Source organism: Arthrobacter sp. 49Tsu3.1M3, from assembly GCF_900168135.1.
In the GTDB taxonomy this organism is placed as follows: Bacteria; Actinomycetota; Actinomycetes; order Actinomycetales; family Micrococcaceae; genus Arthrobacter.
Map to the genome: position 1 here is coordinate 350,044 of NZ_FUZD01000001.1, position 12,140 is coordinate 362,183.

A 12,140-nucleotide genomic window follows, 5' to 3' on the forward strand; every position below is an offset into this window, starting at 1 on the left:
AAACCCGTTCCCATCCAAGGCTGCGTTCGTAGGCGACGCCGCTTCAAGTGAAAGTAGGGAAGCCGAAATGAATTTCTTCGAGAACTTTTGGGATGTCCTCTGGTGGTTGTTTGTCTTCTATGCGATCGTCGCTTTCCTGTATGCAGTGTTCATGGTGATCGGCGACCTCTTCCGCGACAACGAGCTCAGCGGCTGGTGGAAGGCCGTCTGGATCGTCCTTCTGGTCTTCATTCCATTCCTGACTGTGCTGGCATACATGATTGCCCGCGGCAAGGGCATGGCGGAGCGGTCCATGGCGCGGGCCCGCAAGTCCCAGCAGGAAACAGATGCCTATATCCGCAGTGTCGCCACCGAGAGCCCCACCGAGGAGATCGCCAAAGCCAAGGCGCTCATGGACGCGGGAACCATCAGCGCGGAGGAGTTTGCCCAGATCAAGAGCAAGATCGTCGTCTGACTCCGGGCTGACGCGCGAGGAGCAGGCCTGGCCAACTCGCTATTCACGAGGCCATCAGGCTTCTAAGATATGGCTAGGCTGAACCAAGGAGGGCTCATGGAGCCGGAACCATCGGAATCCAATCCACGTTCGGCCCTCCCCCGCACCGTCATAATCCTGCTCGCCCTGGCCAGCGCGACGATTGCAGCGTTTGGCCTCGGCGCGATCCAGGGAATAGTCACCCCGGTCTTTTTTGCCTTCGTGCTGACGCTTTGTGTCCATCCGCTGCGCCGCTGGATGCAGGCACGAGGAATTTCCCGGGGCATCGCCACCGGGACCACAATCGCGGCTGTCTTCGGATTGTTGACCGCCTTCGCCGCAGTCCTGATCGCCTCGCTCGCCCAGTTCTCCGCGTTGCTGCCGCAATACGCCCCCCAAATGGCCGAGATCGGCGCCAGGATCTCCACGCTGCTGGAATCTGTTGGATTTGGCCCGGAGCAAGCCCAGGAAGTCCTGAGCGGGTTTACGCCGGGCCGCATCATCGGGTTCCTGGGCGGCCTCCTGGGAAACGTCGCGAGCCTGGTGACCAGCCTCGTGATCATCCTGACGATGCTCATTCTCATGGCGGTGGACGGCTCCCGCGTGCCGGCACTGTTGATCCATCTGAACTACCACCGGCCGGCACTGGTTTCAGCGCTCAACGGTTTCGGCACCAGCGTACGCCGCTACATGGTCGCCACCACGGTCCTCGGAATAGCGCAGGGCTTGTTCAACTGGCTGGTCCTGGTCATCTTGCAGATCCCCGGCGCCCTGCTCTGGGGGCTGCTGTCTTTCATCTGCAGCTTCATTCCCAACATCGGGTATTTCATCGCCATCATCCCGCCCTTGTTCTTCGGCTACCTCACCGGCAGCTGGCCGACCGTCGTGGCCGTCATCATCATCTATGGCGGGATCAACAGCATCATCCAGTCGATCATCCAGCCGAAATACGTGGGCAACGCCGTGTCGCTGAGTGAGACATTGACCTTCTTCTCCGTCCTCTTCTGGGCGGTGGTCCTGGGCCCTGTCGGCGCCGTCCTCGCTGTCCCCCTGACGCTCCTGTTCCGGACCATCCTGCTCGATTCCGACCCCTCGCTCTCATGGTGGCGGCCGTTGACGGGCGACAAGAGGGACCTCGAACTGCTCATTAAGGAAGAAGACAAGGCGATCCGCGCCCGCCGCGGACGACTGAAAACGGGCCGCCCGGACACCGGAAGCGGGCCGAAGGCATGACATGCCGTCGGGGTGCTGCCGGGGGCCGGTGAGGGCCACATGCTGAGCACGTTCAGCAGCCTGGCTTTCTTCGCCCTGGCCGGGGCGATCAGTACCGTGCCTGTCAGCGTGACTATCATGATCCTGCTCTCGCCAGATCCACGCCGCGGCGCCCTTCCCTTCCTGATCGGCAGCCTTGCGGGTTCGATCGTGGTCGTGGGCCTGTCGGCGGTCGGGCTGCAATTCTTGCCCGTCAGTCCACCGCGCCTGCATAAGGATGAATGGGTGGCCCAGATTGCCATTGTGACCGGCGCACTTTTGATTGCGTACTCCCTGTACCTCTTCGTGAGCAAGGGCGGCCGGGACAACGCCATGCTTGGCAAGATGAAGTCGAGGTTCCGCTCCGCCCGGCCCTGGGAATTCGTCGTCCTGGGGCTTGGCTTGAACCTTCGTCCAAAGGCAATCCTGCTGGCCGTCACGGCCGGTGCCGTGATCAGTGTCCAGGAACTGCAGCCGCTGCCAAGTAGCCTGCTTATCCTCGCCTACGCCGCCGTCGTCCAGTCAGCAATCATCATTCCGGTCGCTGTGTGGCTGCGCTCCCCCGAACGGGCCCAGGTGCCGTTGACCGCCCTTTTCAACTGGCTGCAGCGCAATGGCCGCAGGATTGCCGCGATCGCGACGCTGACGATTGGGATTTTCCTCGTGGGCTACAGCATTCTCCAGCTCTGATCACCACCCCGAAACCACGTTCGCAGCGGTGAGCCCCTCAATCCAGGAACGCGCCGTCACCGGCGCCGGCGGGCTTGGGATCGGGGATCCGCACCATCCGGAAAGAGATGATGAGGCCGGCAAGGCTGGCGAGAATCGGAATGAGCAAACCAATCTGGAGGGCGATGGGCCGGGCCTCCGTGTTGATCCGGATGATCTCGTCCTGGATCGCCGGCGGCTGGCCGGCGAGGAGTTCAGCAAGCGCGGTGTTGCTGAGGACCTGCGCGTCTTCTTCAAGCACCTGTGCGACCTGCTGCTGTTCCGCGGGCGGCAGCACGGTGCTGGACTCCGCCATGGAAGTGAAGATCATGGAGAGGGACGCCAGCATGATGGCCCCGGCGAAGGCGAGTCCGAACGACAGGCCGAACGAGCCCGCAGCCGAGTTCACGCCGGCGGCCTCACTGACGCGTTCGTCCGAGATCGGGGACAACGTGTAGTTGTTCAGCTGCGATACCAGCAGCCCCAGACCGCAGCCCGCGATGACCAGCGGGATCAGGAGCCACCAGCCGGAGTCCGCGCGGGGCACCACCGGAAGGATTGTGATCAGCCCAAGCATCAGGAGGATGAAGCCCCACCTGATGATGCTTGCCGGGCGGCGGGACCCCGCTCTCTTGCCGGCGAGCACAGCGACCGCGAACATGCTGAGCGACAGGGGTGATATGGACAATCCAGCCTGCATCGCGTTGTATTCCAGGACCATCTGGAGGTAGATCGGCAGCACGATCATGGTGCCGCCAAGGGCCACCTGCTGCATCATTTGCTCCGTGGCGCCAAGCCGGAAGGCATTCAGACGGAACAGCCCCGGGTCCAGGAGAGTCGCTTTCTTGAGGCGTTCGCGCCGTACGAGCCAGAAGAACAGGCCGCACAGTCCAGCCACGCCGATGATGATGAGGGCGGCCACGGACTCGCCGCCCTCCTGCCAGACCAGGATGCCGAGGACGACGCCGCCCATGCCGACGACGGACAGAACCGATCCAACGACGTCGAACTCCCGGGGTCCCGTATACGGCACGTCGTGGACGAGTTTGATGCCCGACAATACGATCGCGATGATGATGGCTTCGAGCAGGAAGGCGACACGCCAGGAGAGAAAAGTGGTGATGAACCCGCCGAGCAGGGGGCCGACGGCGGCGGCGATCGCCGCAGATGCCCCGACGAAGGCATAGACCCGCTTCCGGTCGTCTCCGTCGAAGTTGCCGTGGATCAGGGACTGCATCGCCGGCAGGAGGAGCGATGCGCCCAGGCCGCCGATCAATGCCCAGAAAATGAGGATCGGCACAATGCTTTGGGCCAGCGTCATCGCGATGGCGCCGAGGGCGTACGCGCAAAGGCCCAGGATATAGGCGCGTTTGCGCCCGATCAGGTCGCCCACTTTGCCGCCGATCAGGATGAACGCGGCGGACACCAGCGCTTCGAGCGCGATGGTTGCTTGAAGGTCGCTGACGGTGCTGTTGATGTCCTTGACCACCGCGGAGATCGAGACGTTCATGATCGACGTGTCGACAACCAGCACGAACATCGCCATCGCCAGCAGCAGCGCCAGCCTTTGGTTGAATTGCACCGGCGCGGTCCCGGCGTCCTGCGGAGAGTTCATCGCGGTCCACCTCCCACACTCGTTGGCTCGCTCGGGTCCACCACACAACCGGACATGTCGCCTCCTCTGGAGCAGACCGGGCAGTTCACGCATGAGCATGGTCCTGCAGGCACATCCCACCAGCGCCCCCGCAATGCGATGCTGATGCAAAGCTAGCTGTCCGGCGTCGGGACCGAATCATGCCCAGCGGGTGAGGTTGTTCCCCCCTTCTGCCGACAACGGGACGGGGCTGCGCTCCAGTGGTGCCGTGATGGCCTAACGTAGGAGGCTGTCCGGGTTTCGTTCGCGGACAGAATTTCACCACCCACAGCCACAGCCTGACGCCCGGAGGAAATCCCCGATGCTGGAACAACTGGCAGCCTTCGTGCTGACCTGCCTGGTCGTGGTGGTGGTGCCGGGCCCTGACTTTGCGCTTGTCCTCAGGGATGCGCCCCGCGGCACACGGGCGGCAACCACAGCCGCCGCCGGCATCATGGTCGGCAATACGGTCCTTGCCGCACTGGCGGTGCTCGGTGTCACGGCGCTGCTGGGCGCCTCGGAAGTTGTCGGGACCGGGATCAGAATTGCCGGGGCCGCCTACCTGCTCTACCTGGGCGTGCGCGCCTTCGCTGAGGCGTTCGCCAAACCCAAATCCGGCCAACCCCCGGCACCGGCAGCGGAACGCCAACCCGGCGGGGCCTCGCCCTTCGTGCAAGGGATGGTGAGCAATTTGCTCAACCCGAAGGTCGCTGTCTTCTACTTGTCGCTGTTCCCGCAATTCAATGTCGCCCCGCTGCCGCCCCTCGCCCAGCACGCCTTGATGGCGGGCATCTTCCTGCTGATCGCGTTGGCCTGGTATGTGTTGCTGCTCAGCGCGCTCAAGAAAGTGACCGGAGTCCTCGCCCGGCCCCGGACCGGCCGGATCGTCGTCGGGAGTTCAGGCGCGGTCCTGGTCGGAGTTGGCGGCACCATTCTGACGCAGACGCTGGTCTCCGCCTAACTGCCCGGGCAAGCTCCCGCGCCGCGTTCCCGGGTGTCCAAACTCCGGATCAGCCCCGGGGGCGTTGATAAGCGCCCCACAGGGCGGGATGATCAGCACATGCCCGGTAACCGTCACCGAAGGAGCCCGACCGTGAGCGCCGCAATCAAGACAACCGAGAAGCTGATCATCATCGGGTCCGGCCCCGCGGGCTACACCGCGGCGATCTATGCCGCCCGGGCCGGGCTCAAACCGCTCGTCATCGCCGGTGCGGTCACCGCCGGCGGCGCCCTGATGAACACCACCGAGGTGGAAAACTTTCCCGGTTTCCCGGGCGGCATCCAGGGCCCCGAACTGATGGACGGCCTGCAGCAGCAGGCCGAAAAGTTCGGCGCGCAGGTGTTGTTCGACGACGTCACCGAGGTGCAGCTAGCCGGGCACCTGAAGCGTGTGGTCACCGGCACCGGGGAGACCCATGAAGCGCCCGCCGTCATCCTCGCCACGGGCTCGGCGTATAAGGAACTGGGCCTGCCGGAGGAGAAGAAGTTCAGCGGCCACGGACTGTCCTGGTGCGCCACCTGCGACGGCTTCTTCTTCCGCGACCAGGACATCATCGTGGTCGGCGGCGGCGACTCGGCGATGGAGGAGGCCACTTTCCTGACCCGCTTCGGCAAATCGGTGACCGTGGTGGTCCGCAAGGGCGAACTGCGCGCCTCCCGGATCATGGCCCAGCGGGCCAAGGACAACCCCAAGATCAGGTTCGCATGGAATTCCGCCGTCACCGCGATCCACGGCAACGGCAAGGTCACCGGAGTCACCTTGACCGACACCCGCACCGGCGACACCCGGCAGCAGGCCGCGACGGGCATCTTCGTCGCGATCGGGCACGTGCCCCGGACCGAGCTTTTGGCCGGCCAGATAGACCTCGATGCCGAGGGCTACATCCAGGTCGACTCCCCCACGACGGTCACCAATCTGACTGGAGTCTTCGCCTGCGGCGACGCCGTGGACCACCGCTACCGCCAGGCCATCACCGCCGCCGGCACCGGCTGCGCCGCGGCCCTGGACGCCGAACGCTTCCTGTCCGCGCTCGAGGACGCCGACAGCATCGCCACCGCGTTGGTGGAAGAACCCACACACTCCTAGTCGACCCTGGAAGCGGTCCTTCCCTGCGGCACTCCCCGGCACGGGCTGGCCCCCGGCACGGGCTGGCCCCGCGGCACCTACGGTTCGGTCGCCGCGCTGTCAGCTGCGGACACTGGCCGGTGCGCAGGCTCAGCCGGCGATGGCAGCGGCCGGGCCGGCAGGTTCGCCTCAAGCTGGTCGGCATCGACGGCTGCGAGGTTGCGGATCAGGATGATGAGCCAGGCGAAGATCAGCGACGCGGCGATCAGCTCCACCGCGGTGAGGTTGTAGTAGCCGACCGGGAACCACAGCACCGCGGCGACGACGATGACCGCCAGGAAGAGCCACCCCAGCGCGGCGAAGGTGGCCGAGACGGACGGGACCAGCGTGCGGAGGCGGACAATGAGCGACGCGTAGACCACCACCATGCCGGACGCGACCAGGGTATGGAGCCCGAAGCGCTCATCGACGGGGAACAATCCCACGCAGGCGAGGAAGACGCCTATCAGGGCGATCCCGCCTTCGAGCAGCCGCACCCGATGCAGCGCGGACGGGGACTTCGCGGTCGCCGCGAGGGTCGCCGTCGCATATCCCGCCAGTGTGGAGATGACGACGCCGGCGACGATCAGGGTGAAGTTGAACGCCACTCCGGAGACGTCGGAGCTCATGCCGAGGGCACTGAGGTTCTCCTGCCACCAGAGCGGATTCTGTGCGGTGAGCATGCTGGTGAGCAGGCCGGTGACGAGGAAACCGGCGAGGAGGGCGGCGAGCCGGTAGGCGGTCATGCTGAGCGCGGACAGGTAGGCGATGTAGGCGCTGATGGCTCCCGTGGTCCCGACCAGGACAGCGGCCGCGAAGGGGTAGACAACTGCACCGATGAACGCCTGCTGGAACAGCGAAAAAAGCGCCAGCCAGCCGAGCAGGAAGATGCAGGCGTGCGCCAGCGCGAGTGCGGCGATATCGATGGACGTGCGGATCCGGCCTCCCCCGCGGGCCTCCGGCGCCACAGCCGGACGGCGTTGCAGGCAACCGGCCACCACCGCCCCGGCGCCGACCACTGCCGTGCCGATCGAGGCAATGTCACCGACTGAACCCCGTCCGGACAACGGGACCGGCTCCCGCCCGATCAGCAGAAAAGCGATGCCGCCCAGGACGAGGAAGGCGGCGCTGCCGACAAAAAGCGCCCGCGACTCTGACGTGACTGCTGCTGGCTTGTTCGGGTCTACCATCACTCACTTCGATTCGCTGGCGTCGACGGCTCGTGCAGTTCCGCCGTCAGCGTCAGCCCCTTCTGCTCCAGCAATCCTTCGCATCCGGGCGCTCGCACACCGGCGGTACTCCAACGCTATGGCCGCAGCGGTCCGGGGCCGTCACCCGGAACGGATGAACCCGCGCCGCCGGCGCCCGGCTTGATGGCCCGCTGCTGGACCGATGTTGGCCCGCCGTTGGCCCGCCGTCCTTCGACGGACGCACGGCCGGCGCGTGCCTCACTGACCCGCGTGCCTCACTGACCCGAATGCGGAACGACCAGGACGGGCCGGCCCTGCAGACGGGTCAGGGAAACGCTGACCGAGCCCTCCAGGAGCCGGCCCATCTGGGCAATCCGCCCGGGCCGCTGCCCGCCGACAATCAGCGCAGCCGCGTCCGCGCTCTGAGCCAGCCGGCCCAGGGCGTGGGCAACTTCGCCGTTCAGCACCCGGAAGGACCATGCCCCGCCGGGAGGACCGAGAATGCCCTCAAGGCCGCTGAGCAGCTGTGAGGCCGGGTATTCGGCTTCGACATTCGGGGCAGGATCCAATGAGGTGCCGTCCAGGACTCCGGCCGGCTCCCACTCCGTGAGGTAGCTCGCCGGGTCCACGAACGCGCAGATCAGGTGCACTCCCATGATCGTGGCCAGCCCGGCGGCGGCCCGGATGAGACGCTCGTCGAATTCCCACGGCACACCGAGAACCAGCGGGCCGTCCGACCATTCACCGGCCCCGGCCTGCTCAAAATCACCGGGAGTTTCCATGGGTCCTGTCAGTCGAGGCGCGCACCCGCAGGGTGACTATGGCCTGCGGGTGCAGCGGGAATCCACGCCTTCATTATGCCCACCCCAGGCCTCCCGGTCTCGCTGCCTCCTGGGAGTGCTGATTAGCTCGCGGCGGCGGACGTCAGTGCTTGCAACAGCGGCGTCGTCGGCCGCCCGATCAGCCGGGACAGCTCGCCCGTGACGGTGGCCAGCAGGCCCGCCTCGGTGTCCGCGTCCAGGGCGGCGAGGAATCCCGCGGTGCCCGCGTCGAGGCCGGCTGTGGTCAGGACCTCAACCAGTTCCGGGGCGGAGACGGGCTGGTAGACAACTTCCCGGCCTGTGATCCGGGTGAGCGCCGTCGCAAGTTCCTTGAAGTCCCAGGCGTAGTCGCCGGAGAGTTCGTACGTGCGGCCCTCGTGCCCGGCGGAGCTGAGCACCGCCGCGGCCGCGGCCGCGTAGTCGGCCCGCGTCGCGCTGGCCACCCGGCCGTCACCGGCAGCGGCCACGACGGCGCCCGTCTGCTTGGCCGTTGCCACGGTCTGGGCGTAGTTTTCGGTGTACCAGCCGTTGCGCAGGAAGGTGAAACCAAGTCCCGACGCGCGGATGAGCTCCTCTGTTGCCTTGTGCTCTGGCGCCAGGATCAGCTCGGTGGTGTCCGCAGCCAGGACGGAGGTGTAGGCGATGAACCCGACGCCGGCGGCCTTGGCTGCGTCGATGACGTTGCCGTGCTGCGCCACCCGGGCGCCCACCTCGCTTCCGGAAACCAGCAGGAGCCTGTCAACACCCGTGAGCGCAGCCTCAAGAGCCGCGGGATCGGAATAGTCGGCGACGCGCACCTGGACACCTCGTGCAGCCAGTTCCCCGGCTTTCGCGGCGTCGCGAACGATGGCCACCAGCGAATCCGGTTCCTGGCTGGTGAGCAGTTCATCGAGGACCAGCCTGCCCAGTTGTCCTGTCGCACCCGTTACTGCAGTCGTCATGTTGCTCTCCTCATCAGTGGTCAAGCCACGTTACGTTCTGGTTCGCCGGCGATCCGGCGCTGGCGGGCATAACCGGACCCCGGTCCGGTTCATTCCCTTTCTTACGTTGTGCGACCGCTACGTCAGGGTCCACGACCGCTTGGACAACCCGAACCAGAACCCGTCGATTGCTGTCCGGGCCTGGATGTCTCCCGAGCCGTACGCAGCCCCGAGGGCGACATAGAGCGGAGCCCAGTGCTCGCTGCGGGGGTGCGCTTCCCGGGCGGGGGGCGCCTTGTTCAGGAAGTCGAGGATGGCGTCGACGTCGCCGCGGGCCATGGCCTCCTCCGCCCAGTGGTCGAATTCACTCGAGGCCGCGGGAGGAGCGGAGTCCGGTCCCCCGGCGGGATTGAACCAGCGCAGGTTGTGCGTCGTGAATCCCGATCCGACAATCAGCGTGCCCCGCTCCCGCAAGGGCCCCAGCGACACGCCGAGGTCGAACAACCCCTGCGGATCCAACGTCGGCATGGACATCTGCACGACCGGCACATCGGCGTCGGGGTACATCTCCTTCAGCGGAACGTAGGCGCCGTGGTCCAGTCCACGGCTTTCATCGCGCTCCACGTGGTGGCCGTGGCCGGCGACGAGCTTCTCGACTTCGGCAGCCAGCTCGGGCGCCTGCGGGGCGTCGTAGGCCACCTCGTAGTACTTCTGCGGGAAGCCGCCGAAGTCGTAAACCAGGCCGGGATCCCGCCCGGTAGCGCTGAGCGTGACGGGGGCGTTTTCCCAGTGGGCGGAGACCATGAGGATATCCCGGGGCTTGCCGAAGGTGCCGGACCAGTCGTGGAGTTCACGGGTCCACGTGGAGTCGTCGGCCAGCGGCGGGGCGCCATGGCTGAGGAAGAGGACCGGGGGGCGGTCAGTGGTCTGAGTCATAGGATCAGCCTAATCCATTTTGATTGAAGCTTCAAGTTTCTGGTCAGAACGAGGGCACGCTGAACCCGAGACCCAGAAGGCCCCGGCCCGCCTGCTCGAGAACCGGATCCCTCGTCAGCGCCGCATGGTTCATCAGGACATTGACGTCGCGCTGGATCCGCTGGAGTGGATGCGAGAGCCGGTGCACGCTCCCGCCGGATCCCAGCATGATCACCCGGACGGCCTCGGCCGACGCCTCGCCGCTCAGGGCGAGGGACAGCCGGTACTGCCCGCGGTCCGGCTCCGTCATGGTCGAAGGCCTGCGCGCATGGGCGCCAGAGACCACCCGGACCGCTTCGTGCCAGTGCAGCCGCGCGGTGGCCGCCAGCCCGAAGGCGTGCGCATACCGGACTTGCGCGAGCGGCGAGTCCGCCTGGCGGCTCTCCACGGTGTGCTTGACCTTCCGGACCATGATCAGCTCGCGGAACAGGTCGAGCGCGTATTCGGCAGACCCCAGGGCAGCGGCCGGGGCCACCATGTTCAGCAGCGCGCCCATGGGGGTGTGGATCAGCGGATCAGCGTGGAGCAGGCTCCCCGGATTGGTTTCCGCGCCCAGGAGTTCCCAGTCCAGCGTTCGATGCTCGGGGACAAACAGGTTCCCTGCCCGAATGTCGTTGCTCCCGGTACCCCGCAGGCCGGCCGTCTGCCACACGTCGAGGAGCTCGACGTCGGCCAGCGGCACCAGGCACTGCAGGCGCACGTCGCCGTGCTGCGCGGCGAGCAGTGCCCATTGGGCATGCATGACGCCGGAGGCAAAGGTCCACCGGCCCGAGATGGAGTAGCCTCCGGGCACTTTCCTGGCCACTCCTGCCGGCGCCCCGGTAGCGGCCGCCAAGGGAGCCGGCCCGTTCGCGAAGACCTCGTCCTGCGCCTCCCGCGGCCACCGCGCAAGCATCCAGACATGTTCGATCAGATGGCCGGCGCTCCACGCCGTGGAGGCGCACCCCCGGGCAAGCCGGCGCACCACCTCCACGTAGGTCTCCAGTCCCATGCCGAATCCTCCGCCCCCCTTCGGGGAGAGCACGTGAAAGACTTCGGCCGCGTGCAGCTCCGCCATGGTGGCGTCCGGAATGCGCCGGAGCTCCTCAGTTTCCGCGGCCCGCTCGCGCAGGCCGGGCACGAGCCCCTGGACCCGGTCGAGCATCTCGTCATGGGTCGGGACGGCCACCGCCGCCCGGGCCCCGGCCCGGGACGCAGTCCCGACGTCGATACGGGCGTCGCCAGCGGCAGCGCCGGGCGCACCGGCGACACGTCCGGCGTCGGGGCCGGCGACGGGTCCGGCGACAGGTCCGGCGACAGGTCCGCCGACGGACGGGAGCACGAGCGTGTGCCCGGTATGGTCGCGTTTTGCGGCCAGGTACCGAAGGTTGGCCGCCGAGGCATGGACGCCGGTGGCGACCTGCCCGGACACTTCAAGGCCGAGGCCGGTCAGCTGGGCCGCCTTGTCCGGGTTGTTGCTGAGCAGCCGCAGCGTGCCGGCACCCATTGCCTCCAGCATCTGGGCCGCCGCCGTATAGTCCCGCTCGTCGTCGCCGTGGCCCAGTGCCCGATTTGCGGCGTAGGTATCCAGGCCGCCATCCTGCAGTGCGTAGGCGTCAAGCTTCGAATACAGCCCGATGCCGCGGCCCTCCTGGCGAAGGTAGAGCAGGAAGCCTCCCTCGGCGGCAATCCGCTCCACGGCCTCCCGCAACTGCGGGCCGCAATCGCACCTCTGGCTCCCGAATACGTCGCCGGTGAGGCACTCGCTGTGCAGCCGCACCAGGGGTCCGGCACCGCCTAGCGCCGCACCCTGCAGTGCCTCCTGCCACTCGCCGAGGGCCAGCAGCAGGTGCTCCTTGCCGTCGGCGAGCCCGCTGAAGGTCAGCACTTCGGCAACGGCTTCGAACCCGTCCGGGAAGCGCAGCGGCACGAAGACGCGGCTGCGCACGGCGGCCGAAGGTGCTGCGACCTTCGGCATTGCAGTGGCTTCTGGCGCAAGGGTCATCTCAGGTCCTCGGGTATTGGGCAACAGGTGCCGACGCTGGCGGGGCGGAGCCGTCAAGCCGGTCGGCTTCGGGTTGCGCGGC

General features: G+C 66.8%; 11 protein-coding genes. 5 read left to right on the top strand and 6 right to left on the bottom strand.

What is annotated here, in order from left to right; all coding sequences use genetic code 11:
* Positions 1–67: 67 nt before the first annotated feature.
* The 3 genes from B5X90_RS01720 (at position 68) to B5X90_RS01730 (ending at position 2,413) form a co-directional block, all read left to right on the top strand.
* Complete coding sequence (locus tag B5X90_RS01720) at positions 68–454, top strand: SHOCT domain-containing protein (protein WP_079549774.1); 387 nt, start codon at positions 68–70, stop codon at positions 452–454.
* 96 nt (positions 455–550) lie between these two features.
* Positions 551–1,705: an AI-2E family transporter gene (locus B5X90_RS01725; protein ID WP_079549775.1), complete on the top strand. Its 1,155-nt coding sequence runs from the start codon at positions 551–553 to the stop codon at positions 1,703–1,705.
* Between the two features lie 39 nt (positions 1,706–1,744).
* Entirely contained in the window at positions 1,745–2,413 is a 669-nt protein-coding gene (locus B5X90_RS01730; RefSeq protein WP_143264613.1) for a GAP family protein, read from the top strand.
* 37 nt (positions 2,414–2,450) lie between these two features.
* Here the strand turns inward: B5X90_RS01730 and B5X90_RS01735 are convergent, their stop codons facing one another.
* Entirely contained in the window at positions 2,451–4,046 is a 1,596-nt protein-coding gene (locus B5X90_RS01735) for an MFS transporter (RefSeq protein WP_079549777.1), read from the bottom strand.
* A gap of 340 nt (positions 4,047–4,386) precedes the next feature.
* Here B5X90_RS01735 and B5X90_RS01740 point away from each other — a divergent pair, with 340 nt between their 5' ends.
* Together B5X90_RS01740 and trxB are read left to right on the top strand one after the other, a co-directional pair.
* Positions 4,387–5,025, top strand: a complete 639-nt coding sequence (locus tag B5X90_RS01740; RefSeq protein ID WP_079549778.1) for a LysE family translocator — start codon at positions 4,387–4,389, stop codon at positions 5,023–5,025.
* A gap of 132 nt (positions 5,026–5,157) precedes the next feature.
* A complete protein-coding gene (gene trxB / locus B5X90_RS01745; protein ID WP_372702863.1) occupies positions 5,158–6,150 on the top strand; it encodes a thioredoxin-disulfide reductase in 993 nt (330 codons plus the stop codon).
* Positions 6,151–6,227: 77 nt separating this feature from the next.
* Here the strand turns inward: trxB and B5X90_RS01750 are convergent, their stop codons facing one another.
* From B5X90_RS01750 to ribA, 5 genes are all read right to left on the bottom strand, one after another.
* Positions 6,228–7,358 (bottom strand): hypothetical protein, encoded by a 1,131-nt coding sequence (locus B5X90_RS01750; RefSeq protein WP_079549780.1) that lies wholly within the window; start codon positions 7,356–7,358, stop codon positions 6,228–6,230.
* Positions 7,359–7,633: 275 nt separating this feature from the next.
* Positions 7,634–8,140 carry a universal stress protein gene (locus B5X90_RS01755; RefSeq protein WP_079549781.1) on the bottom strand — a complete coding sequence of 169 codons (507 nt, stop codon included), beginning with the start codon at positions 8,138–8,140 and terminating at the stop codon, positions 7,634–7,636.
* A 122-nt stretch (positions 8,141–8,262) separates the two neighbouring features.
* A complete protein-coding gene (locus B5X90_RS01760) occupies positions 8,263–9,120 on the bottom strand; it encodes an SDR family oxidoreductase (RefSeq protein ID WP_079549782.1) in 858 nt (285 codons plus the stop codon).
* A gap of 117 nt (positions 9,121–9,237) precedes the next feature.
* Entirely contained in the window at positions 9,238–10,035 is a 798-nt protein-coding gene (locus tag B5X90_RS01765) for a dioxygenase family protein (RefSeq protein ID WP_079549783.1), read from the bottom strand.
* Positions 10,036–10,078: 43 nt separating this feature from the next.
* Complete coding sequence (gene ribA, locus B5X90_RS21775; protein ID WP_079549784.1) at positions 10,079–12,058, bottom strand: GTP cyclohydrolase II RibA; 1,980 nt, start codon at positions 12,056–12,058, stop codon at positions 10,079–10,081.
* Between the last annotated feature and the right edge of the window lie 82 nt (positions 12,059–12,140).